This is a genomic window from Bacillus sp. HMF5848 (genome assembly GCF_003944835.1).
GTDB lineage: Bacteria > Bacillota > Bacilli > Bacillales > HMF5848 > HMF5848.
Genome location: NZ_RWIV01000001.1, coordinates 1597170 through 1620786, shown reverse-complemented (window position 1 = coordinate 1620786; position 23617 = coordinate 1597170). Strand labels below are relative to the sequence as shown.

General features: G+C 35.9%; 25 protein-coding genes, 1 pseudogene and 1 riboswitch. Of the genes and pseudogenes, 9 read left to right on the top strand and 17 right to left on the bottom strand.

From position 1 onward, the window contains the following. The first annotated feature begins 51 nt into the window (after positions 1-51). Together EJF36_RS07680 and EJF36_RS07675 are read left to right on the top strand one after the other, a co-directional pair. Positions 52-780 (top strand): GntR family transcriptional regulator, encoded by a 729-nt coding sequence (locus EJF36_RS07680; RefSeq protein WP_125905750.1) that lies wholly within the window; start codon positions 52-54, stop codon positions 778-780. Positions 781-886: 106 nt separating this feature from the next. After that, positions 887-970 (top strand): annotated as a pseudogene (locus EJF36_RS07675). A gap of 154 nt (positions 971-1124) precedes the next feature. Here EJF36_RS07675 and queF read toward each other — a convergent pair. The 3 genes from queF to EJF36_RS07660 all read right to left on the bottom strand — a co-directional run bounded on the left by queF (position 1125) and on the right by EJF36_RS07660 (position 3129). After that, the gene (gene queF, locus EJF36_RS07670; protein WP_125905749.1) at positions 1125-1622 is read right to left on the bottom strand and encodes a preQ(1) synthase; all 498 of its coding nucleotides are present in this window, start codon (positions 1620-1622) and stop codon (positions 1125-1127) included. Positions 1623-1635: 13 nt separating this feature from the next. After that, complete coding sequence (gene queC / locus EJF36_RS07665) at positions 1636-2316, bottom strand: 7-cyano-7-deazaguanine synthase QueC (RefSeq protein WP_125908307.1); 681 nt, start codon at positions 2314-2316, stop codon at positions 1636-1638. 90 nt (positions 2317-2406) lie between these two features. Then, a riboswitch (PreQ1 riboswitch) is annotated at positions 2407-2450 on the bottom strand. Between the two features lie 100 nt (positions 2451-2550). Next, entirely contained in the window at positions 2551-3129 is a 579-nt protein-coding gene (locus EJF36_RS07660) for an HD domain-containing protein (RefSeq protein WP_125905748.1), read from the bottom strand. A gap of 89 nt (positions 3130-3218) precedes the next feature. Between EJF36_RS07660 and EJF36_RS07655 the strand changes: the two genes are divergently transcribed. Next, a complete protein-coding gene (locus EJF36_RS07655; protein WP_125905747.1) occupies positions 3219-4451 on the top strand; it encodes an aminopeptidase in 1233 nt (410 codons plus the stop codon). A gap of 158 nt (positions 4452-4609) precedes the next feature. Further along, positions 4610-5116, top strand: a complete 507-nt coding sequence (locus EJF36_RS21825) for a hypothetical protein (protein WP_260471849.1) — start codon at positions 4610-4612, stop codon at positions 5114-5116. 120 nt (positions 5117-5236) lie between these two features. On the opposite strand, the gene rarD is transcribed toward EJF36_RS21825, so the two are convergent. From rarD to EJF36_RS07625, 5 genes are all read right to left on the bottom strand, one after another. Beyond that, complete coding sequence (gene rarD / locus EJF36_RS07645) at positions 5237-6154, bottom strand: EamA family transporter RarD (RefSeq protein ID WP_125905746.1); 918 nt, start codon at positions 6152-6154, stop codon at positions 5237-5239. A gap of 355 nt (positions 6155-6509) precedes the next feature. Further along, a complete protein-coding gene (gene folE, locus EJF36_RS07640) occupies positions 6510-7064 on the bottom strand; it encodes a GTP cyclohydrolase I FolE (RefSeq protein ID WP_260471983.1) in 555 nt (184 codons plus the stop codon). 572 nt (positions 7065-7636) lie between these two features. Further along, complete coding sequence (locus EJF36_RS07635; RefSeq protein ID WP_395940626.1) at positions 7637-8380, bottom strand: glucose 1-dehydrogenase; 744 nt, start codon at positions 8378-8380, stop codon at positions 7637-7639. Between the two features lie 21 nt (positions 8381-8401). Continuing rightward, positions 8402-8596, bottom strand: a complete 195-nt coding sequence (locus tag EJF36_RS07630) for a hypothetical protein (protein WP_125905743.1) — start codon at positions 8594-8596, stop codon at positions 8402-8404. A gap of 277 nt (positions 8597-8873) precedes the next feature. After that, positions 8874-9740 carry a patatin-like phospholipase family protein gene (locus EJF36_RS07625; RefSeq protein WP_125905742.1) on the bottom strand — a complete coding sequence of 289 codons (867 nt, stop codon included), beginning with the start codon at positions 9738-9740 and terminating at the stop codon, positions 8874-8876. Positions 9741-9889: 149 nt separating this feature from the next. Here EJF36_RS07625 and EJF36_RS07620 point away from each other — a divergent pair, with 149 nt between their 5' ends. Next, entirely contained in the window at positions 9890-10069 is a 180-nt protein-coding gene (locus EJF36_RS07620; RefSeq protein ID WP_125905741.1) for a YkvS family protein, read from the top strand. Positions 10070-10287: 218 nt separating this feature from the next. Further along, positions 10288-10944, top strand: coding sequence for a phosphate signaling complex protein PhoU (gene phoU, locus EJF36_RS07615; protein ID WP_125905740.1), 657 nt, complete (start codon positions 10288-10290; stop codon positions 10942-10944). Positions 10945-11282: 338 nt separating this feature from the next. On the opposite strand, the gene EJF36_RS07610 is transcribed toward phoU, so the two are convergent. Beyond that, positions 11283-11804: a hypothetical protein gene (locus EJF36_RS07610; RefSeq protein ID WP_125905739.1), complete on the bottom strand. Its 522-nt coding sequence runs from the start codon at positions 11802-11804 to the stop codon at positions 11283-11285. 494 nt (positions 11805-12298) lie between these two features. On the opposite strand from EJF36_RS07610, the gene EJF36_RS21820 reads away from it, so the two are divergent. After that, entirely contained in the window at positions 12299-12424 is a 126-nt protein-coding gene (locus tag EJF36_RS21820) for a hypothetical protein (RefSeq protein ID WP_260471848.1), read from the top strand. Positions 12425-12456: 32 nt separating this feature from the next. On the opposite strand, the gene EJF36_RS07605 is transcribed toward EJF36_RS21820, so the two are convergent. Continuing rightward, on the bottom strand, positions 12457-13329 hold the full coding sequence (locus tag EJF36_RS07605) for a LysR family transcriptional regulator (RefSeq protein WP_125905738.1): 873 nt from the start codon (positions 13327-13329) through the stop codon (positions 12457-12459). A gap of 113 nt (positions 13330-13442) precedes the next feature. Between EJF36_RS07605 and EJF36_RS07600 the strand changes: the two genes are divergently transcribed. Continuing rightward, entirely contained in the window at positions 13443-14453 is a 1011-nt protein-coding gene (locus tag EJF36_RS07600; RefSeq protein WP_260471847.1) for a YeiH family protein, read from the top strand. A gap of 91 nt (positions 14454-14544) precedes the next feature. On the opposite strand, the gene EJF36_RS07595 is transcribed toward EJF36_RS07600, so the two are convergent. The 3 genes from EJF36_RS07595 to EJF36_RS07585 form a co-directional block, all read right to left on the bottom strand. Continuing rightward, positions 14545-15441: an ABC transporter permease gene (locus EJF36_RS07595; protein WP_125905736.1), complete on the bottom strand. Its 897-nt coding sequence runs from the start codon at positions 15439-15441 to the stop codon at positions 14545-14547. Between the two features lie 39 nt (positions 15442-15480). Further along, positions 15481-16389, bottom strand: coding sequence for an ABC transporter permease subunit (locus tag EJF36_RS07590; RefSeq protein WP_125905735.1), 909 nt, complete (start codon positions 16387-16389; stop codon positions 15481-15483). A 206-nt stretch (positions 16390-16595) separates the two neighbouring features. Further along, positions 16596-17408: a CPBP family glutamic-type intramembrane protease gene (locus tag EJF36_RS07585; protein ID WP_125905734.1), complete on the bottom strand. Its 813-nt coding sequence runs from the start codon at positions 17406-17408 to the stop codon at positions 16596-16598. Between the two features lie 217 nt (positions 17409-17625). On the opposite strand from EJF36_RS07585, the gene EJF36_RS07580 reads away from it, so the two are divergent. Continuing rightward, positions 17626-19755, top strand: coding sequence for an ATP-dependent Clp protease ATP-binding subunit (locus tag EJF36_RS07580; protein ID WP_125905733.1), 2130 nt, complete (start codon positions 17626-17628; stop codon positions 19753-19755). An 84-nt stretch (positions 19756-19839) separates the two neighbouring features. Here the strand turns inward: EJF36_RS07580 and EJF36_RS07575 are convergent, their stop codons facing one another. The 4 genes from EJF36_RS07575 to EJF36_RS07560 all read right to left on the bottom strand — a co-directional run bounded on the left by EJF36_RS07575 (position 19840) and on the right by EJF36_RS07560 (position 23613). Next, a complete protein-coding gene (locus EJF36_RS07575) occupies positions 19840-20499 on the bottom strand; it encodes a TetR/AcrR family transcriptional regulator (protein ID WP_260471846.1) in 660 nt (219 codons plus the stop codon). 12 nt (positions 20500-20511) lie between these two features. Next, complete coding sequence (locus EJF36_RS07570) at positions 20512-21537, bottom strand: ABC transporter permease (protein WP_125905731.1); 1026 nt, start codon at positions 21535-21537, stop codon at positions 20512-20514. Next, positions 21534-22262 (bottom strand): ABC transporter ATP-binding protein, encoded by a 729-nt coding sequence (locus EJF36_RS07565; RefSeq protein WP_125905730.1) that lies wholly within the window; start codon positions 22260-22262, stop codon positions 21534-21536. Before EJF36_RS07565 ends, EJF36_RS07570 begins: the two co-directional genes overlap by 4 nt. A gap of 157 nt (positions 22263-22419) precedes the next feature. Further along, the gene (locus EJF36_RS07560) at positions 22420-23613 is read right to left on the bottom strand and encodes a hypothetical protein (protein WP_125905729.1); all 1194 of its coding nucleotides are present in this window, start codon (positions 23611-23613) and stop codon (positions 22420-22422) included. Positions 23614-23617: the final 4 nt, after the last annotated feature.

Sequence of the window (23617 nt, the reverse complement as noted above, 5' to 3'; positions counted from 1 at the left end):
TAGATTTTACGTTTCAAACTATAATGAAATTGATGAAAAGAGGTGTTTCTCATGATAAATAAAAAATCTCCCTTGCCGATTTATTATCAACTGGAAGAACTTATAAAACAGCAAATTGAGAATGGAGAGCTTACTCCTGGTACAATGCTCCCTTCAGAACGGGAACTGTCTGACATATATAACATTAGTAGAATGACTGTTAGGCAAGCGATTACAAACCTTGTCAACCAAGGTTTTTTGTATCGTGAGCAGGGCCGTGGTACCTTTGTTATTGAAAAAAAATTCGAACAAGATTTACTAGGGTTATCCAGCTTTAGCGAACAAATGTTACAAAGAGGACTTAAACCAGGTAGTATATTATTGTCTTTTAAAACATTGCATGTTTCTGAGGATATTTGTGCTAAGTTACAAATTAATACGGAAAATGAAGTACACCGAATCGAACGAGTCCGCTTAGCAAATGAACAGCCAATTGCCCTTGAAACAACCTATATTCCCGCAGCTTTATTGCCTCAACTTTCAGAACAAGTGTTGCAGGATTCTCTGTATAAATATGTTGAGGCCCAGTTAAATCAGTCTATACACTTTGCACGTCAAACACTTGAAGCAGTTATAGCAACTGATTTTGAGATAAAACATTTGCAGCTAGCAAAGAGTGACCCCATCTTACTCATTGAACGTATAGCCTATTTGGATGATGGAACGCCATTTGAGGTAACAAAATCAGCTTTTCGAGCTGACAAATACAAATTTACAATCGATATTAAGCGCACCGTTTAATGTTCGGTATATACATAAGGTGGTCTATACCAATTTTAAAATAAAAGTAATGATCAGTCAATTGATGTTGCATAAAATTCCTAACTTATGTTTAATCTATAATCAAGGACTTGTAGCTCAATGGCCAGAGCAGCCAATTGTACTCCGTGTGCAGTTGAGTGTCTTGTGGGTTCGAATCCCACCAAGTCCTATTTAGGAGTTATCTTATCTTAAATTTATAAGTGTTGATGCTAGGTAAACCCAATCCTCCAATTACTTGTCTTCATGCATTTACGGACGACTAATCTAAAAAGAGATCTCATTAATAAAAGGCATTCGGGGAAAAATCCGAATGCCTTTATTTATTATCGGTTATCTACTTTTTCAGGATACATATCATGATTCATTAAACGATGCTCGGCCATTTGTTCATACTTCGTACCTGGGCGTCCATAGTTTGTATAAGGATCAATGGAGATGCCTCCACGTGGTGTGAATTTACCCCACACCTCGATGTAACGAGGGTCCATTAATTTAATAAGATCCTTCATAATGACGTTCATACAGTCCTCGTGGAAGTCACCATGATTTCGAAAACTAAAAAGATAGAGCTTTAAAGACTTACTTTCCACCATTTTTATATCCGGAATGTAGCTAATATAAATTGTTGCAAAATCTGGCTGAGCAGTAATAGGACATAAGCTAGTAAATTCTGGACAATTAAATTTTACAAAATAATCACGGTCAGGATGTTTATTATCAAACGTTTCTAAAATAGATGGATCATATTCAAATTTATATTTTGTTCCTTGGTTCCCTAATAAGGATATATCTTGTAGTTCATCAGATTGACGACCAGCCATATTTTCTTCCTCCTTATAAAACATTTATCTTTGTATCTTCATTCTTCTTTGAATAAAGGTATGTCTCAAGACCACGTTTACGTAACATACAAGCTGGGCATTCACCACACCCATCTGCTATCACACCGTTGTAGCACGTTAACGTTTTGTCTCGAATAAAATCTAATGCTCCTAGCTCATCGGCTAACGCCCATGTTTGAGCTTTATTTAACCACATAAGTGGTGTATGAATAACAAATTGATAATCCATTGATAAATTAATGGTTACATTTAATGATTTAATAAACACATCTCGACAGTCAGGATAGCCACTAAAATCTGTTTCACATACTCCTGTAATGATATGTCGAGCACCCTTTTGCTTAGCTAATACTGCTGCAAATGACAAGAATAATAAGTTGCGCCCATCAACAAATGTTGTTGGTAACTCCCCTTCTTTTTGTTCAATGTCAATATCACTTCTTGTTAGTGCATTTGGCGCGAGCTGTCCTAATAAAGTCATATCGAGAACATGATGCGGAACACCTAACTCGTTAGCAATGGCTTTTGCGATGTCAATTTCCTGTTTATGACGCTGGTTGTAAGCAAACGTAACGGCTTCAACCTCAGCAAACTGCTGCTTAGCCCAAAATAGACAAGTTGTACTATCTTGTCCGCCACTAAACACTACAATTGCCTTCTCAGATGTAAGCATGCGTTCATACCCACTTCCTTCTTCATTTGTCGTGCTGCCGTAATATAATTTAGACAACAATAAAAAAAAGCTGCATCTAAGGACACAGCTTTTTCCTTAGTTTTTTATAGAGGGTATTCTAGAACCTCTCCCATTAAATCATATAACGGAATTATATCTTTGAAAAAGAATATTATGTTTGTTGATAGCCCAATATGTATAACTATACTACTTTTCAAAGAAGATGTCACTAGTTTATTTTACAAATAAATTATTTACTAATTCCTCATACTTTGTGAAGAATTTTGGTGTATTTAACACACCAGTTTGTAGCGATTTGGCTATCTCACTATAGTACCAGTGTTGTTCCTCCTTTGTTCCTTTAAAAGAACGCCAGATGTTATCCCCGTGCTTTTCGTAATCATTTAATAATGATGTAATGTTATGAGTCTTATCCGCACAAACAATATACTTTACTTCAAGTGGAGCTAAGCGTAATGAGTCTATCGTATGCTGCTTCCTGCTTTTCCATGTTTGTGATTTATCCGGCTCACTTGCTCCGTATACTAACTTTGCTACTTGCTCTCCGAATTCATTACGAATATCATCTAAGCTAATTTCAGTATCCTCCCACACATCATGAAGTAATGCTGCAATAACAATAGCTTCTTTTGTAGCTGGTGAAAAATCAGTTTCTACTAACGCATCAAAAACATATAATGCAACAGTAAAAGGATGTGTTATATAGCTTACTTTTTCTGTTTTTCTATATTGTCCCTCATGAGCCTTTGCTGCATAACGGACAGCTTTATCAATTAATGCAGATTGTAGCATAATTTTCCCGTCCTTTCAGACTGTCTTATTCTCATTGTATCACGAAAATGTTAAGATAGAGTTTGCACAATAATAAAGGAGGTAATTTTGTGAATACATACGAAACAAATCTCGAGAAATACGCTGACTTAACTGTAAAAGCAGGCGTCAACATACAAAAAGGGCAAACACTATTTATAAGTACATCAATTTCGACAGCACCTTTCGTGCGCCTTGTTACAAAAAAAGCTTATGAAGCCGGTGCAAAACATGTTTATGTTGATTTTGCAGATGAGGAAATTACACGAATCCGTTATGACCACGCTCCAGATGATTCATTTTTAGAATTTCCATCTTGGATAGCTAAAGGTCGTGAGGAGCTTGCAGCAAATGGTGCAGCATTTTTAAATGTTTATGCTCCAAATCCAGAGCTTCTAAAAGGTGTTGATCCTGATCGTATTGCTAATTGGCAAAAAACTGCTGGCCAAGCGTTAAAAAAATTCCGTGAATACACCATGTCAGATAAAGTGAGCTGGTCTATCGTATCAGTTCCTACTGATGCTTGGGTTGCTAAAGTATATCCTGGTGAAGACGTTAAGATGGCAACGGAAAAAATGTGGGATGCTATTTTCTCTATTACACGTGCTGATTTAGCAGACCCCGCTACGGCATGGATAGAGCACAGTGGCTCGTTAATGGACAAAGCAGATTATTTAAACAAAAAACAGTATAAGAAATTACACTACAAAGGACCAGGTACTGATTTAGCTATTGAGCTTGTAAAAAACCATATTTGGGTAGGTGGCGGTGCTATAACAGAGGGTGGCACTCAGTTTTTACCTAATATTCCAACAGAAGAAGTATTCACCATGCCACACAAAGATGGCTTAAATGGAGTCGTTTCAAGCACTTTGCCTTTACATTATGGCGGTAATTTAATTGAAAACTTTACATTAACATTTAAAAATGGCAAAGTTGTTGACTTCACAGCAGAAGCAGGATATGAAACGTTAAAGCGTCTATTAGATAGTGATGAAGGTGCTCGTTCACTAGGAGAAGTGGCACTTGTACCACACTCATCACCTATTTCACAATCAGGCCTTATTTTCTACAATACTTTGTATGATGAAAATGCATCATGTCATTTAGCACTTGGGAATGCATACCCAACAAATATAAAGGGTGGCACTAGCATGAGCAAAGAAGAGCTTGAAGCAGCAGGAGTCAACACAAGTATTGTTCACGAAGACTTCATGATTGGATCAAGTCAGCTTGATATCGATGGTGAATTAGAGGATGGGACACGCGAACCAATCTTCCGTAACGGTGAATGGGCTATATAATTCGAGTAAAGCGCAGGGATTCCTTGCGCTTTTTTCATAGCATTTTTTTGCCTGTCAGCCTACATCTAGGTGAAAGCACATTTTGATATGGACAATAACCTATCAACCTTATTAACTCATACACTATGGTGTAGATTTAATGAGGAGGAATTTATAGAATGCACTGTCAAACTTGTAACCCAATGATGAATCAGCCTATGATGTACGGTCCAATGATGCCATATGCTACTACTCCCTTTCACGGAATGGGAATGCCTGGAACAATGGGAGGCGCACCATATGACAGTATGATGCTTGCCCCAGGTTCCATGGCAGGTCCACATATGATGGCTAGCCCAAGTATGATGGGACCTAGTATGATGCCAACAATGATGATGGATATGGATGATGATATGGATGATATGAATGTACCTTACCCAGTTATGCCACAATCAGAGATGATGGCTCATAAGATGAAAAATCAGCCTATGTATCCACAATTAAAGCAACCAACTCTACAAGCTGTAGAACCTTTTGTTCAATACGGACTAAAAGAAGCAAAGAAAACATCACTTGCACATGCAATGAGAGAAGTAGCAGCTATATCATTTTTATTAGGGCAAGGTATGGACCCACAAACAGCCTATAAAACAGTAGAGTCATGGGAGCTAAACGAAACACTATAACTCAAGTGTTATAAATACATTAGTCATATGCACAACTAATTTGTTTAACATGCTATATCACATTTTAAACAAAGCCTTGAATTTTAAAATGATTCAAGGCTTTGTTTTAGTATTTATTTTTTACATACTGACAGTCTTTTCTTTAACTTGTCTTTTAGCCAATAACTTCATTTTTGAGAGTGTAAAAATAGTTAGTGCAATCCAAATAAATGAAAAGCTAATCAAATCGGTTTTAGTGAAAGGTTCACTATACAACAAAACCCCAATTGTAAGCTGCAGAGTCGGTGCAATATATTGAAGAAAACCAACCATAGATAAAGGTATTTTTTGTGCACCGATTCCAAACCATAATAGTGGCATTGCAGTAACAACACCTGCTCCTATTAATAACAATGTTGTTGATAATCCGCCATTAATAAAAGAGCCACTTCCGTTTGCTTGCACTGTAAATATATAAAACAAAGAAATCGGCATGACGAAAAGTGTTTCGAATGATACACCTAATAGGGAATCAAGCTTTGTTAGCTTTTTGGCCAGGCCATACAGCCCAAAACTAAATGCTAACACTATAGCAATCCAAGGAACTTGCCCATATGAGATCGTCATATATGTAACACCAATACCCGCTAATACAAACGAAAGCCATTGTGCACTTGTTAATCGCTCTTTTAGTACAATCATCCCAAGCATTACAGCTACTAGAGGGTTAATATAATATCCTAAACTAGCCTCCACAATTTGATGACTATTGACTGCAAAAATATATGTTCCCCAGTTTAAGCTAATAAACACAGATGCAAGCCCCACTGAGATTAACTGCCTTCGGTCAGTAAATACTGCTTGCACTTGCTTCATTAGACCTGCGCGGCGAATTAAAACAGTTAGCAAGAAAATAACAAATAAAAATGACCAAATTATGCGATGGGCCAAAATTTCAAGCGCTGGTACAGTTTCTACCCACTTCCAATACATAGGTAACAGACCCCAGACAACATAAGCAAGTGCCGTATAAAAGACACCTTTTTTATAATCTGACATTGATGACACCTCATTACTATTTCGATTACCGAACAAAACATATTATGCCTTAACTTATGAATCCATTCAATGTTTTTATTTTTTAAATACATAACAGTACCGGTTATATCGCCACTCTTGACGTACCATTCTAATTTCATTCCTTTTGTGCTAGTTGTTATTGTACTTACACTTTTATATTCTTATATACTAGATGACACCCACAGCTTTTATAAAATTCCACGTGCGACTCCTCCCTTTTGGTGTAATACTCTGCCACAGGTTGGCACCTAGAGCTAGACACTGACTTACGTTCAGAGTTATAAACTATGTTACATAAAAAAAAGCGCCTAAGCTTAGGCACTTCAAACAATTTTTACGAATTTTTATTTACCAAGCTGAAAAAGCGATTTTCTAATACGTTATTTGGGTCATCCTCAAACACACCGCTTTTGGCGATAGTCCTTGTTAAGCTACCAGGCTTTTTGATTCCCCTCATCGTCATACACATATGTTCAGCCTCTACCATGCAAATAACGCCTTGTGGGTCTACAACCTTTTGGATGGTGTTCACCATTTCATTTGTAATTCGTTCTTGGACCTGTGGTCTCTTTGCAAAAACATCTACTAATCTTGCAAACTTACTTAAACCAACGATTCGTTCGTTTGGTATATATCCGATATGAACCTTCCCGTAAAATGGTACAAAGTGATGCTCACAAACACTATAGAATGGTATATCTTGAACGACAACAAGGTCCTTAGTTCCCTCTGAAGGGAAAGTCTTTGCTAGTACTTCTTCTGGGTTTTCATGTAAACCACTAAATATTTCACGATACATTTTGGCAATACGTTTAGGAGTCTCAACCAAGCCCTCACGTTCAGGGTCCTCACCAATCAATCGTATAACATCATAAAAGTGTTGCTCCATAGGATCTATTATGCTGTCTTTCTTTATCTTTGTAGTTGAAGAAATCATTACTTCACGCCCCTTTTCGCGTTGTTCAACATTTGTATAATAGATATTAACATATTGTATAACTTTTGTACAAAAAAACGTTTTTTATATACTTAAAGATACAAAGAATCTTTCAAAAAAGCAAAATTCCCGCCTACCTTTTACTAAACAACGAAAAGTATCGGTGTGTAAGATTATCTCTTTTCCAATTTCTCCTTTAATAATAGATGACTCTTTTTATGCCAAGATGCTAGACATTAACCTTAACCAAAGTACAATATTCTGTTCTATCTTTATATCTCGAAAAAAGGGCGCTAAGACCATGTCTTACCGCCCTTTTTCTATCAAACTGACATATCATATGCTAAGAACATACTTAGTGAATTATCCTTTGTTATCATCAAAAGGGCTGCAACCTCCAAATTAATAATAGATCTGCATGTTAATCGTTAGCTGCACGCATCACTGAGTCTTGTGTACTATACCCCTTATGAGGTTTCATTCATTTTCCAGCTTCACACACCTGCTCATTTTTATTATGGAGTTTACTCTTCATAAATCATCTTTTTTGTCATACCTCCATCAATCACTAAATTAGTCCCTGTTATAAAATTATTATCTGGGGCTGTTAAATACAAACACGCCTTAGCAATGTCTGAAGGTTGTCCTACTCTTTGTGCAGGATGCTGACTATGGTCAACATGTCTTAATTTGCTATAGTCTCCAACCTCTATCCAACCAGGGCTAATAGCATTGACTTTTATACGTTTTTCACCGAATGAAATGGCGAGAGCATGTGTCAACGAAACTATGCCACCCTTTGACGCTGCATAAGCTTCTGTGTTTTTTTCAGACATGATTGCTCGGGTTGAAGCAATATTAATAATAGACCCACCCTTTTCATTTTTCTCCATATGTTTAGCTGCTTCACGTGATGCTAAAAAGACGCTTCGTAAATTTGTATTTAATATGTCATCCCATTCTTCAACAGTTAAATCATACGGATGTTTCCAGCGTGAAACACCAGCATTATTAATTAAAATATGTATAGTACCAAATAATTCTTTTGCTTGCTCCATTAAATTATTAATATCATTAGGGAGTTTAACATCAGTCTTAATAAAAACTACATTTTTACTTGCTAACTCTTTTGTAAGCTGTTTCCCTTTTTGTTCGTCAACATCTGCAATGACAACATTCGCACCAGCACGAACATATGCAACCGCGATTTCCTTACCTATACCGTTCGCCGCTCCAGTAACAATAACAGTTAGTCCGTGAAACATGATACATCCCTCCCTTGTTTAAAGTTAACTTCTAGGTGTTTCTGAATACTCATACAGTACATTCCCGCCGTGCTGAGCAATACCACGAAAATGCTTAAAATCACTTCTATTTACGATATATTTCCTGTACATCATAAATTCATCTTTTGTTACATGTAATTGTTTAATTTTCCCGTCACGAAGTTCGTCTAATTTTGATTGAATTGTTTCTTCATCCATACAAATTCTCCTTTTATTAAAAATACGAAAAGTATACATCAGCATTACAACTTACGATTTGTAAAAACCGTTTGTTCAAAAAAAACAGTAAATACAAGCACACCATTAGCAAAGGTGAAATGGTTCTAATTTAATAAAACTACGAAAAAACTACATGGGAGGCTCATGTAGAAAAAGGAGGGGATACTTCCTACTATTTACGCTGAACTATATTGCAAGGTGCCTCCACTCCTGCAATTATACAATATTCAAACGATCTTAGTTTGTACAAGACGTTCTACCTATTTTGTACGATTTCTTCAGGCAACCATGCACTAATCTTTTGAAAGGTGTCCTTAGCGTCTTGGTATCCGTCTTCATAAAGCTTCAACAATTTTTGCGGATTTCTTTCTACACGACTTACCTCTAAAGGCTTTTGTGGACGAATAATAATTACATTTCCTCGGGCCTCTTGTTCTTCTATATAGTCCATTACATCATTGTATAAATGGTGTCTATTTACGAGTGAATGTAGCAGTCCAGGATAATCCTTAAATGATTGTTTGTATAACCACGACAGCTTCGTTTTTTCCTTACGATAACCACCATTCCTTGTCAATATCACTACATTTTTTGTATAACCATCCTGCTCGGCTTTTTTTATTGGTAAAGGGTCTGCAATCCCCCCATCTAGCAGTACTCTATCTCCATAACTAATCATAGGTGCCATGTATGGTAAAGAGCTAGATGCTCGTAAGATAGTTGTTATATCGTCTCCGATGTCCTTTTTCTCATAATATACAGGATTTCCCGTTATACAATCGGTAGCACCGACAACAAAACGCTGCGGCGATTTTCGAAATGCAGAAAAATCAAATGGTACTAATTTTTTGGGGATTTCATCGAAAATAAAATCCATACCAAATACTTGTCGATGCTTAATGATGTTTTTAAATGAAATATAGTTTGGATGATTACAGTATTCTATATTGACGATTTTATTTCGCCCTTTTTGCTGTGAAATATAAGAAGCTGCTACACAAGCCCCCGCACTCATACCAATAACATATGGGAAATATAGATTATTATCCATGAAAAATTCAAGGACTCCAGCTGTATAAACACCACGCATACCGCCACCTTCTAGTACTAATCCAGCAGACATGTCATACGCCTCTCCTCTCATTGCTAATCTAAGTCTCATTTTTTCGACATTTTTCATACAATTTATAAAGAAAGCCTTTACGAAATGGGAAATATAAGGCAATATATTCATAATAACTTTTTTTCCAGAAAATTTGAAGGAGAGAGGACATGAAAAAAGCACAAGTGGGGAATATTATAGAATTTAAAGAAGGTTTAAGAGGAGTCGTTGAAAAAGTAAACGAAAACTCTGTCATCGTAGACCTAACATTTATGCAAAATTATAAAGAGCTTGACCTAGAACAACGGACTGTTGTAAATCATAAAAATTACAAGGTTGTTGGAGAATAACCGATTTTTTTAATTAGTCCTTCTTAATTGCAAGCGCTTAATTGTTCAACTTTTTAATAAAGTTATAGTATTTCAAAATATAAATAACACTGCTCTATTACCTTCTATAAAGCAGTGTTATTTTTTTACGTATTAACTATGGAAAAATTGTATAAAAAACATGTCTTAAATGTGATACTATATAACACATACAAAGTAAAGATAGGTGATGGTTAAACATGGCAACACGTTCACATTTTGACAAATCATTATTAAAACTGACAGAGAAAATCGAAAATATGGCAGAGCAAGCTAATAACGCGCTTAGTCAATCTGTTGAGTCATTAAAAACACTAGATAAAAATCTAGCTCAAAAAGTTATTGATAATGACCAACATATTAATGAAATAGAAAAAGATATTAACGAGTTGGCTATCTCGACAATTTTAAAAGAACAACCAGTTGCACATGACTTACGGAAAGTAATTGTCGCATTAAAAATATCCTCTGATATAGAGCGTATAGCAGACTTAGCGGTTAACGTATCAAAATCAGTCAAATTTATAGAGGAGCCATTAGTAAAACCATTATTACATATTCCAGAGATGGCAGATATCACACTTTCTATGCTTAGTGATGCTCTGTTAGCATTTCATAACGAGGACACAGCTTCAGCGCACCAAATAGCTAAACGGGATGATGAAGTTGATAATTTAATGCGCATTGTTGTTGATGAACTAATGAATGAAGCTGTAAATAAACCTGAGCATGTGAATCAAATTACACAACTTGCTTTTGTGGCGCGTTATTTAGAACGAGCAGCTGATCATGTGACAAATATTTCAGAGAACATTCTTTATTTAGTAAAAGGCGAGCGATTTGATTTGAACTTATAAATATTTTGAGGTACTAGTTAGATGCTGGTACCTCTTTTTTTATAAAATAAGCTCTGTTAAACTTTGTTGTTGATTTTCGCTACATTGCGCTCGCTTTCCGCGGGGTGGCCGTAAGCCTCCTCTGCGCATGCGCATGCGGGGTCTCACGCCTGCCACTACATCCCGCTGAGGCCCGCACGATGCGGGTCAGAAAGACGTTGCTACAGGATGTGGCGCTCTTAGTCTTTCGTCTTCTATCGCGCATTTCGCTGCTATCAACAATATTAAAAAATCAACACTCACCTTTAACAGAGACATAAAATAAGAAAGTCGCCAACTTTAGTTGACGACATGCTATGTTATTTTGAAATCTTTTCTTCTTTGTTTCTTCCAAGTAAGAGAAACAATCCACCGAGCACTAAAATGATTGGCCAAAATTCCATCATTTCAATAAAAATGTTCTGCAGTAGAAAAAAAACACCAATGGACGATAATATCCCAACAGGTATTAAAAGTCCTTTTTCACGTCCCCCAAATATGTAAAGCTCAAATAACCCGACAGCCGGTGCTAAAATATATATTGGCCATGTTACACCAGAAAACCTCCAGCCTGTAAATGTTTCAAAGAAGAACAACAAACTTAATGTCAATAAAATACCACCAGGTACTAGTAGACCCGCATTGCTTTTTTTCATCCCTGATAAAAAGAAACCTGCATGAAATAGGATTGCTGGAACTAGAAGAAAAAACGGCCAGCTATACGTCATCAAATTTAGATTTTCAATATCAATCCCTAAATTCACAACACCTGATGAATCTAATAAAAATATGACTCCTAAAACAACCAACACAATGCCAAACAGGCTTTTGCCTTTAGTCATGTTATCATCCCTTTCTTAATAAATGTTACTACGAATCAGCAAGTAAATTTGTTTCGTTTAACTACTAAATTTTCACAAAGAGGATAACAGCATATTGATGTAGAAAATTAGCTTCAATTGTAATGTAAGGAAAAAACAACCAGTTGTCAATGGCAATTAGATGAGTTTATTTTGACAAAAAGAGTAAAATAAGAAAAGCGTAAGCACCACGTAGTCACGTTCTATGTCCAAAAATATGGACTCTTCAGTAGTGAGAAGTATTTAGCCGGCCTGAAAACACAAGTAACGACCTAGGCCGTTCTCGATACTAAAGCCTTTGGCCCCTGAGAACCTTATGTAAAATTTTCAAAAAGGTACGTCTCAAATCAATCATGACATTTAGTGACGATAGAGCGATGTTAATAACTCCTGTTTTTTTGGAGACTACCTAGGTGCTGCAGCTAACAATAACATATTCGATAATTACTAGATTTTTTCCACAGGAGGTTGATTTTTTGACAAAAAGAAACAGAGGAACAAAAGCTGGATTACAAAGTTCTAAAAGTTTAAATGAATTTTCTTCAGAGCTAACAGAAAAGAAAAATCAAAAGGTTGAAAAAACAAGCCCGCATAAACAGTAAAGATTTGTTCAAGAGACTGTTCATCTTTATGATCAGTCTCTTTCTAAGAGTAAATCTAAAAATAACTGTGTGATTTTATTATGACGAGTATGAGCAGGGTAAAGAATAGAAAATTTACGCAATAATGAAATGTCTTCAACAAGAATTTTTTTAACATTATCGTCTGCCTGTACAACAAAAGAAGACAATATTGTAATGCCAAGGTTGTTTTTAACTGCTTCTTTCACCCCTTGATTACTGCTAATAGTGTACATCTTGTTCGCTTTAAGTCCATAGGACACAAGAATATGCTCAAGAAATTCTCTTGTTCCAGACCCGGCTTCACGCATTACCCAGTTTTGATCGTGTAGGTCCTCCACACATATTCTTTCTAAATTAGCTAACGGGTGCTCTAATGAAACAACTACTGCCATATCATCACGCATAAACGGTATCATAACTAAATCTTTATCGTCTGTTTTTCCCTCTATTAAGGCAAGATCTGCTTTATATAGCTTAGTCTGCTCTACCACTTGTTTTGTGTTAGCTATCGTTACATCAAAGGTCACATCATTATATTGTCTTTGAAAATCTGCCAATAACCTTGGCAGTACATATTCACCTACTGTATAACTAGCTGCAATTTTTAGTGTTCCTTGTATTTTTTTATCTATATCTAGCAACTCAAGCTTTGTTTTTTCATAAAGCTCTAATAATTGCTTCGCTCTTTCATATAATAAAACACCGCTTGGAGTGACTTCTATATGTTTAGGTGAGCGATGGAGCAGCACCGTTTTGAATTCCTTCTCAAGCTGCTTAATGTGCAAACTAACACTTGGTTGAGAAATATATAATTTTTCCGCAGCTTTTGTGAAGTTTTTCTCCTCAATTACTGTTACAAACGTTCGCAAAGCCTCATATTGCATATTTACCACCCTTATCATTAAAAAAACTAATGATTGATATTACGATATTATATTTTACTAATGATTGTATCGTATTTATTATTATATATACAAGATTATTAGGAGGAATTGTATTGGCAGAACGCCCTCTAGAGCAGAAAAGCTCGGAATCATTCATAAAAGGTATAGCTCTAACATTCATTATTGCTATTGCTGCGAACTTACTTGTTAAATTACCAATCATTTCTGTAGTAGGTCCTTTAGTACTTGCTATTTTAATTGGAATGGCAACAAAAGCTTCGTTGCCAGTTCCTACTCACTTAAATACAGGAATTACGTTTGCATCTAAAAAATTATTAAGACTAGGTATCATTCTTCTTGGCTTCCGTTTGAATTTATCAGATATTGCTGCCAGTGGTACAAGTGTAATTGTACTTGCGGTTGTCAATATTGTTTTTACATTACTCATTGTATATGCCATTTCAACGATGTTAAAGGTTGACCGGAATGTTAGTCTCCTTACTGCCTGTGGAACTGCGATTTGCGGAGCGGCCGCTATTGTTGCCATTGCAGCACAAATGAAAGCTAAAGATGAGGAAACTGTTGTAAGTGTTGCGACGATTGCTGTACTTGGTACAGGTTTTACTATTATGTATACTTTATTGTTCCCATTCTTAGGGTTATCATCAAGCGAGTTTGGTTTATTTGCCGGAGCCACCCTTCACGAAGTAGCACATGTTGTCGCAGCAGCCGCACCTGGAGGAGCTGAAGCTGTTGACATGGCAGTGTTGGCAAAACTAACACGCGTGCTGTTATTAGTACCAGTTGCTATTATAGTTGGCTTACTTTTCAATAAATCAGATTCTACGACGTCTAGTGAAAAGCAAAAACTTCCTATACCTTGGTTCATTGTTGGATTCTTAGCTGTAAGTGTATTCCATACATTTGTGCCTGTTAGTCAACAAATCGTTGACTTAATTATGACAGCATCGTATACATTATTAGCGATGGCAATGGCAGGTTTAGGTTTAAACATTTCAATGGAGACATTAAAGAAGTATGGTTTACGCCCATTAGCAGCTGGATTAGCTGGATCTGTTTTATTATCGATTGTTGGATTTATGCTTGTAAAATTACTAGTTTAGTATACACACTTGTTCTTCCGGCATTTAAATCGGTCGCTAATCATAATACGCTTAAAAGGAGCTTGAGAACGATCTCAAGCTCCTTTTGTTATCATTCACTGACTTTTCTTTGAAAATACTGACGTAAGCCATCACTTAAAATTTGGAATGTAAAAATTGCAAATACAATAGCTAGTGCTGGAAAAAATGGAATCCATGGATAACTCAGTACTATATTACGAGTGCCAGCAATGAGTGTAGCCCAATTGTAGCTAGTATTTTCAAGATATCCTCCCGTAAACCCTGTTTGCACCCATGTTTGCATAACAAAAATATGAAAAATACCTAATTGACCTACAAGTAACGTAACACGACTAACATCAATAAAAAATTGGACAATAATTTCTGGAATTAATACAGGAATATATTGATTTTTTATCATTTGACGTCGCGTATTTCCAATCATAATTCCCGCAGTAATATATTCCCGCTTAGAAATGTCATGAGCCGTTTCTCTAAACACATAAGCAACACTTGCCATATCAATAAATGCAATTAATAAAATGACCCAAACTGTCCGAATCTCCGAAAATATTAAAAACGGTAAATTAATAAGAATAACTGCCGAAAATATGGTTGGAATCGTCGAAAAGAACCCATGTAACACTTCAATGACACGGTGAAAAAAACCATGTTTATGTAATGCTAAAAACGCCAATGGCAACCCTAAAGCATACCTAACTAATGTAATAGTAAACACGATAAATAATGTATCTCTTGTTCCCATAATTATTAAACTCAGAATATCGCGACCTTCTTCGTCACTCCCTAGTGGGAATTCAAGTGAAGGGGCAAATGGTGCTCGTCCAAATTTTCCATCACCATAATACTGAATACGTTGTTCTTCTACACCCGCTACAACGTCTGGAATGAACGGTCCAATTATTGCTGTAAGTACTAATATAGAAAACATTGAGAATCCAATCCATAAAGCAAAATTCCGTTTCATAATAAATGTCCCCTTTTACAAAATTACACTTTATCTAGTCTATCTAGGATCAAGCAATCTTTTTCCTAACTGACTCAGTACCTGACTTACAAGTACGACAGATAGAAAACAAATCGAAATCCCGATTATTAATGCACCTTCATAATTTGGCGACGTCATGCCAGATATCTTATCTGTGTAATCGACAGCTCTAAATAATCTATATGTTAAACCTCTATAGTCTAATAACCACTCTACTACTAATAAATTTGACAACACATACATCATAATCGTAGGAAAATGATTAAGAATAGAGGGATATACATTTCGTAATACATGACGGATTAATACATATGCTTCTGTGAATCCCATAGCTCTAGCAAACCTCACGTACAATTGCTCTCCCTCATCTTCTAGAGCAACCTCCGTAATCTTGGCAACATAAAGCATAGGATACAAGGTAACTAAAATAATAGGAACTACGAAAGCATAGCTGTGCTCATGACCGAATATATCAAAATTCGGAACAAATAAGATTACAATCCAAATCAAACAAATAATCAAGAAGAAGTCCGGCACTGACGAAAGCAACCAAAATACTCCCTTCCTTACAGGATAAGAGCGTCTGTGCTTTGTTTGAAACTGTCTCAATCCAATAGCAATCCCTAAAATAATACTTAATATGAAGGATGGAATAATAATTAATAAGCTTCTTGGAAAGTATATTAATAACTCTGACTCTACGGAATTTTCGTATCTGGTTTTTCCAAGACTATGTTCTTGCCATATTGATGTAATAAACTCTGAAATGTTATTAGCATAGTGCTGCATTGTAAATTCATAGTGTACTTCCTCGCCCTTTTCGTATACTACACTGATTTGTCTTGGAATTAAGATAATTAAAGCTAATACGGTAAATATAGCTACATACATCATAAACAAATGTATTATCTTTAAAAATAATGACATAAAACCCTCTCCTTAAGCCTCTCCTGAATATTACTTTAACTATAGAAAAATAAAAAGATCTTTATTTTGCATGCTCAACCTTTACAAATTTTGCTTAACAATCTTTGTTTACATCATTTTAACATAATTTAGTAAAAAAACATTAGGATTTTTCTAAATTATCCCAACATAAAGAAAATAAGCACTCCTTGGACGAGAGTACTTATTTATATTGATGCATTCTGCTGCTTGTTAATAATTACTTTCTGTATTGTGCTTGATAAAACAATATAAAATCCTAAACACAATATCCCTGTTATACCATACAATCCTCCAACATATTCTGATGACACGTTCGCATCAATAGTAAAGTCACTTCCAATATCCCAACTAATATAATATATTGCTTGAAATATTGATGAAGGCCAAATACTTTGAGATTCTTCACGAAGAGTAATAAGATAAATATTAAGCAATACTTGAAACAGAATAAAAAGAACATACAATATAAATACATTTCCGTAATGCTGCAATTCATATGTAAAATATATGAATGGTGCTAAGAAAATTGTTTGTCCAAAGCTTGATGATATAACTGCTAATACAAAGCTCTTTCCTCTTAACCTTTCATAAATCCAGCCTCGCCACACAATCTCCTGCCAAATGATACTTGTAAATAAAAAAACAACTCCTACTAACAATAATTCAAAAAATGAAAGTGTTACAGATTGCACTGTTAAAAGTGAAACGTTAAGGTTTGCAGACGTAAAAGACCATAGAATAGTGTAGTTAATGACATTCATTGTAATGGCTAACCCTATTATCTTGCCCCATATCTTCAAGCCAGTTCTACCTAACTTTGTTAACTTTACTTCGTGTAAAAACTCTTTCGGTTCTATTAATTGGATTATTATCCAAGCTACAAAAGGTAGAAGTAAGTAATATTGCAACGAGTATGATGTATAGAAAAGATAGTACGTACTTGAACAAAATAGTATTACACAAAAGAAAAGTAATTTTAAATCTAATCGCTTCACCATGTTTTTACCATCCTTATCATTATGTAGCTACATTATTGACATTCTATAAAAAAATCAAACATATTACTTGAAAGTCAAAAAAGGTCAGATTATAATACACTTATAAAGGTCAGAAATAGTCAAACAAAAATACTTCAATAATTTTTGTTACATGTATTGTGTTTATTTGATCAAAGTTAATCAAAGTCAAAAAAATATATGCAGGAGGTAATTAATTATGAAATGTCAAGTATGTCAACAAAAAGAAGCGACTGTACAGCTTAATATTCAATTTAATGAAAATCGTAAGCAATTGCTCCTGTGTGAGGATTGTTATACGAAAGAAAAAAGCAAATTAAAGATGCCTAACAATATGACGAATGGCATTAATGGATTTAACCTGAATGATTTATTTGGAAACTTTCCAGTTCATGGACACCCACATAATCATGAAGGTAAGAAAACCACAAACACGCATGACGGTGGAAATGGTTTTCTTGATCAATTTGGTCGCAACTTAACACATATGGCAAAAGCCGGAGTCATTGACCCAGTTATCGGCCGTGATAAAGAGGTAGAACGCGTAATTGAGATTTTAAACAGGCGAAATAAAAATAATCCTGTTTTAATTGGTGAACCTGGGGTTGGTAAAACAGCAATTGCGGAAGGGTTTGCTCTAAAAATAGCAGAAGGATCTGTGCCAGCAAAACTATTGAACAAGCAGGTATATTTACTTGATGTTGCATCTCTTGTTGCGAATACAGGTATTCGTGGACAATTTGAGGAACGTATGAAACAGCTTATTGCTGAACTACAAAAACGCAAAAATATTATCTTGTTCATTGATGAAATCCACTTACTAGTAGGCGCAGGTTCAGCCGAAGGATCTATGGACGCTGGGAACATTTTAAAGCCCGCACTCGCACGAGGTGAGCTCCAGGTTGTTGGGGCAACAACGCTAAGAGAATATCGGAAAATTGAAAAGGATGCAGCGCTTGAGCGCCGTTTCCAGCCTGTCATAGTTCATGAGCCTACAATAGATCATTCTATTGAAATTTTAAAAGGCATCCAAGAAAAATACGAAAGTTATCACAATGTAGTTTACACCGATGAAGCGATTCAAGCGTGCGTTACATTATCACAACGTTACATTCAAGATCGTTTTTTACCAGACAAAGCGATTGACTTAATGGATGAAGCTGGTTCAAAGGTTAACTTAAAATCTGGTGGAACAGATGAAACAGCAATTCATGATCGCTTAGCTCAACTCGAAACCGAAAAAGCAGAAGCTTTACAAGCAGAAAACTATGAACTAGCCGCCAAGCTTCGAGATGAGGAAGCTAAGCTTGAAAAGCAATTGTCCAGAGCTGACGAAAAAAGCAAGGCAACTGTAGCTTTAACCGAAATTCAACGGATCATAGAAGAGAAAACTGGTATTCCTGTTGGAAAGCTACAAGCAGATGAACAATCTAAAATGAAGCACCTTGAAGATAACTTAGCAGCGAAGGTTATCGGTCAAGCGGAAGCTGTTAAAAAAGTTGCAAAGGCGATTCGTCGAAGCCGTGCTGGCTTAAAGGGGAAAAATCGCCCGATTGGTTCATTCTTATTTGTCGGACCAACCGGTGTTGGTAAAACCGAGCTATCAAAAACGCTAGCAGAAGAACTTTTCGGCTCAAAAGACGCAATGGTTCGTCTTGATATGAGTGAATATATGGAGAAACACTCTGTGTCAAAGCTGATTGGTTCTCCCCCAGGCTATGTTGGCCACGACGAAGCTGGCCAGCTTACAGAACGTGTTCGTCGTAACCCATACAGCATTATATTATTAGACGAAATTGAAAAAGCACATCCTGACGTGCAGCATATGTTCTTGCAAATTATGGAGGATGGTCGTTTAACAGATAGCCAGGGGCGAACAGTAAGCTTTAAGGATACAGTTATCATAATGACAAGCAATGCTGGCGCAGGTACTAAAAAAATAACGGTAGGATTTGAAAAGAACGATATTACTTCTGTAAGTAGTGTTCTTGAGTCACTTAGCAATTATTTTAAGCCTGAGTTTTTAAACAGATTTGATAGTATTATTGAATTCAAGTCCCTTGAAAGCAAAGACTTACTAGTAATTGTAGATTTAATGCTTGCTGAAGTAATTGAGCAGCTTAACGAGCAACAAATTAAAATGACAATATCAGATGACGCAAAGCAATATCTATCTATAAAGGGGTACCATCCAGCATTCGGAGCTCGTCCTCTGCGTCGCGTTATTCAAGAAGAACTAGAAGACAAGATTGCTGATTTATTACTAGACTATGATGATATTAATCATGTTGACGTATATGTTGAAGATAACGAGATTAAGGTAAAGTAACTATTGAAAGCACCTAGACATTTATCTAGGTGCTCTTTCCTTTTACAATTAAATCTCTGTTAAGCAAGTTAAAAACAGCTGTTGTTAATCTTTCTGATCAGCTGTTTCATTGCGTAATCCACGCATAATAAATTGGATTGTATCTTCTAATTCTTTTTCATCATCCCAGGGATGTTCGGGTATAACAATAAACCTTGTAATAAAAAAGCTAATTAATGTTGAAGATACTAATCGGATAATTGTAGCATCCGGAAGATTTCGTATTTCTCCGCATTCACGAAAATGTGCCATAATTGGTGCAATTCGCTTATATATCAATTCTTGAAAAACTGGCTTGAAATTTTCTCTTATATCGTCATGAAAGGCAATTTCTTGGAGAAATATCTTAATCATAGGTGTGTTTTTTTTAACAAACTCATAGCGATTAGCGGCAATAGCACGAATAAATTGTTCAGCGCTATAATACTCGTCTTTTAATATCTCATCAACAAAGTTCTTAGCCATAAACGGCGCGACAACCTTAGACATTGTTGGTCCAACAATGGCGAGTAATAAGTCTTTTTTTGTTTTGTAATGCCTAAAAATAGTTCCTTCTGCGACACCCGCACGCTTTGCTATTTCACTTGTAGATGTAGATGCATAACCTTTTTCCGAAAAGCTTTCGATAGCAGCTTCTAAGATACGCACTTGCCTTTCACTTACTTTTTGCTGATCAACGAGCAGTTCACTTATCCATTTTTCCAACTGTCTCAACTCCTACAATCTGCGATGCTTTCTTAATGCTACCACATTTAAAAGCATAAACAGAAGTGCAAAACCTAATAAATAATACACGTCAGTTGCAATAGCGTCCCAACCTTGACCTCGTATCATAATATGTCTAAGTGCATCAGCCCCGTACGTTAATGGCATAAAGTAACTCACAGTTCGTAGCCACTGATCCATCGTTTCAAGATTAATGATACCAGAGAAGAATATTTGTGGAATAACCACAATCGGAATGAATTGCATCATTTGCAGTTCATTGCCAGCGAAGGCGGAAAGTAAGGTACCTAAGCTTAAAGCTGTTAGAGCAAGTAGAAATGTAACTAATAAAATAAATCCAAACGATCCTGTCATCATAATATCTAATACTTCAATGGCAAACCAAGAGATCAGTGTCGCTTGGAAAACTGCAAAAATACCGAAGCCTAATATATAACCAACGACAATCTCCCACCTCCTAAGTGGTGTAGCTAACAATCTTTCAAGGGTACCACTTGTTCTTTCTCGTAAAAACGAAACACCAGAAATTAAAAACACGAAAAAGAATATAAAGAACCCAATCAATATTGGCCCAAAGTTATCAATAAGAGACATATTTTCGTATCCGTGTAGAAGTTCAATTTCAGGTTCCATCAAATTCGCTTGAGATGATAGTTTTTTTAAAGCGGTAGTTACAGCAGTAATTACTGCCATATTTGCAGTTGGATCACTTCCCTCCAATATAATAGACGGAACCATCCCATCCATCTTTATATATCCATCTGCTCGTTGAGCCTGAAGCTCATCAAGTGCTTCTTCTTCGCTCATCTCTACTACTTTAGCATCTGATGATTCAAGTGAGTCTATAATGGATGCTGGCATATTGTCATAAGCAATTGTCGGGACATAATCTTTGCCATTAAACACAATATTCATTAAAAGTAACACAAACATTGGCGCTACAATCATGAGCCCTAGCGTACGACGATCCCGAAAAAATTGTCTTATTATTCTAATCACTAAAGCTATTATTCTCATGCACGCACACCTCCGTAATACAAAAATGCTTCTTCTAATGATGCTGTTTTTGTATTGTCTTTAAGCTCCTCTGGTGAGCCTATTGCTATTAATCTACCATCACGAATCATACCAAGGCGATGACACTTCTCCGCTTCATCCATCACATGCGTAGTAACAACAATCGTTGTACCTTGCTCACGTAAACGACGTAGTTCATCCCATATCTGGTTACGCAACACAGGGTCAATCCCTACTGTTGGTTCATCTAACACAAGAACGTCTGGCTCATGTAATAAAGAAATAGCGAGTGACAGTCGACGTTTCATACCGCCAGAATATGCGTTTACTTTTTTCTTCAAGTCAATTGTTAAGTTAACAAGTTCACTTACTTCAAGAATTCTTTGCTTCTTCTTTAAATTACGCAGTCCATATATAGAAGCAAAAAACTCTAAGTTCTCTTGAGCCGTAAGTTCAGTATATAAAGCATCAGATTGTGCCATAAATCCAATCCGATTCAGCACTTGTAAGTTAGGCATTTTCGTTGATAATACATTTACATAACCACTAGTTGCCTCATCAATCCCCACCATCGTCCGTACTAGTGTGGTTTTGCCAGCTCCTGAAGGACCTAACAATCCAAATATCTCTGCCTTTTTCACTTGTAAGCTAATGTCATGCAGCACATCTCTTTTTCCGAAACTTTTACTAACATTATGGACTTGTATACACATTTGCTCGCTCATAGATTTATAACCTCGCTTTCAGCAATAAGTGAGTAATCACTCATTTATAGTATAGTTATAATTTACTCCTTTCTAGTTTATTTGTAAAGTGAGTAATCACTCATTTATTCTGTTTCCTAAAAAACTACCCTGCATCACTCACTCACAGGGTAGTTTGCTACTTTCTTTTCTTCTTAATATGTGTCTTAATTAGCTTTATCGATGTTTTAAAACGATGAACTTCACCTTCTTTTATTTCTTCTCCGTACCTTGCTTTTTCATAAATATATAATATATCTCCTTTAACCACGTCCGGTGCCTCGATTCTCTTGAACCACTCTATGACGGTTTCTCCTTCCAAGCGGTTTAATTCTTTCTTTTTGCAATATAACTCAAATTGATACATGCTTTTTCGAATTTCATTATTACCTCTATACATATTCGTACGGTTGTTGATTTTCGTTACTTGGAGAGGCATGACTTGTGATAACATACCTTCATTTCGGTTCACATGAAACGCTTTTTCAGTTTTAAAACGTCTCCATAAAAGCAAAACAACGATAACTAAAGTAATAATGACAGCTAAGGATATAAACCAATTAAAAGAAGCAGACACTGTTGATGCAACATTTTCCAACGGCAGATGTTCCCATTCACCAGAAATATCCGTTTGCACCGGCTTAAATGGATCAGCTCCACGTTCTTCAAAATAGTTTATGAGCCACATTAAAAATGGACTCAATAAAAACCCTACTGCCTGCCCAATCATCCCTAAAAGTCCCATTACAACTTTAGGAATTAACAAGTAACTTACTGACGCTAAGGCAGTTATACTTAATAACGTGATTAAAAAAAGAGTAAAAATGGAACTTACCTTTACTTTTTCTTTTGTTTGCAGGTGTGAAAATAATATCTTTTTAGCAAACTCAATGATGATGACAAGACCAATCTGTATAAAAAGAACTGCTAAAATTTTATATGCTCCAGGCTTATCCGCTACAAACATGAGCCAGTATAATAAACTACCTAGTATCACGGACCAGACAACTACTGTACCAGGATGACTCATCATATCAAAGTGCTTGTAATGAGAACCTGTTCTCCAAAGCACTCCTACTACGATCAGTGATGGGTCTATGATGGTACTAAATACAATTAACCCTATAATGATAAGAAAAACCGTGGCAACAATAACATACATTTTTCCTTTCTCATAAGACCACGTTAATACCAAAATGGATAGACCTGCAAATAGTAAAAAATGATCTAGCTCTATAGGTACACCAAGTTTGATTAGATGTAAGCATATATAAGCGAACAGCATTTCATTGGCACAATGATAAACATTTTGAAATAAACGAAATGAATGCATAGAT

Bases quoted from the DNA above. Each gene is read 5' to 3' on its own strand.
- EJF36_RS07620 (WP_125905741.1), top strand. From the start codon at position 9,890: ATGAAAAAAGCACAAGTGGGGAATATTATAGAATTTAAAGAAGGTTTA.
- EJF36_RS07625 (WP_125905742.1), bottom strand. From the start codon at position 9,740: ATGTCTGCTGGATTAGTACTAGAAGGTGGCGGTATGCGTGGTGTTTAT.
- EJF36_RS07580 (WP_125905733.1), top strand. From the start codon at position 17,626: ATGAAATGTCAAGTATGTCAACAAAAAGAAGCGACTGTACAGCTTAAT.
- EJF36_RS07595 (WP_125905736.1), bottom strand. From the start codon at position 15,441: ATGAAACGGAATTTTGCTTTATGGATTGGATTCTCAATGTTTTCTATA.
- EJF36_RS07560 (WP_125905729.1), bottom strand. From the start codon at position 23,613: ATGCATTCATTTCGTTTATTTCAAAATGTTTATCATTGTGCCAATGAA.
- EJF36_RS07605 (WP_125905738.1), bottom strand. From the start codon at position 13,329: ATGCAATATGAGGCTTTGCGAACGTTTGTAACAGTAATTGAGGAGAAA.
- EJF36_RS07680 (WP_125905750.1), top strand. From the start codon at position 52: ATGATAAATAAAAAATCTCCCTTGCCGATTTATTATCAACTGGAAGAA.
- queF (WP_125905749.1), bottom strand. From the start codon at position 1,622: ATGGCTGGTCGTCAATCTGATGAACTACAAGATATATCCTTATTAGGG.
- EJF36_RS07630 (WP_125905743.1), bottom strand. From the start codon at position 8,596: ATGGATGAAGAAACAATTCAATCAAAATTAGACGAACTTCGTGACGGG.
- phoU (WP_125905740.1), top strand. From the start codon at position 10,288: ATGGCAACACGTTCACATTTTGACAAATCATTATTAAAACTGACAGAG.
- queC (WP_125908307.1), bottom strand. From the start codon at position 2,316: ATGCTTACATCTGAGAAGGCAATTGTAGTGTTTAGTGGCGGACAAGAT.
- rarD (WP_125905746.1), bottom strand. From the start codon at position 6,154: ATGTCAGATTATAAAAAAGGTGTCTTTTATACGGCACTTGCTTATGTT.
- EJF36_RS07610 (WP_125905739.1), bottom strand. From the start codon at position 11,804: ATGACTAAAGGCAAAAGCCTGTTTGGCATTGTGTTGGTTGTTTTAGGA.
- EJF36_RS21825 (WP_260471849.1), top strand. From the start codon at position 4,610: ATGCACTGTCAAACTTGTAACCCAATGATGAATCAGCCTATGATGTAC.
- EJF36_RS07660 (WP_125905748.1), bottom strand. From the start codon at position 3,129: ATGCTACAATCTGCATTAATTGATAAAGCTGTCCGTTATGCAGCAAAG.
- EJF36_RS07590 (WP_125905735.1), bottom strand. From the start codon at position 16,389: ATGTCATTATTTTTAAAGATAATACATTTGTTTATGATGTATGTAGCT.
- folE (WP_260471983.1), bottom strand. From the start codon at position 7,064: ATGGAGCAACACTTTTATGATGTTATACGATTGATTGGTGAGGACCCT.
- EJF36_RS07570 (WP_125905731.1), bottom strand. From the start codon at position 21,537: ATGAGAATAATAGCTTTAGTGATTAGAATAATAAGACAATTTTTTCGG.
- EJF36_RS07585 (WP_125905734.1), bottom strand. From the start codon at position 17,408: ATGGTGAAGCGATTAGATTTAAAATTACTTTTCTTTTGTGTAATACTA.
- EJF36_RS07565 (WP_125905730.1), bottom strand. From the start codon at position 22,262: ATGAGCGAGCAAATGTGTATACAAGTCCATAATGTTAGTAAAAGTTTC.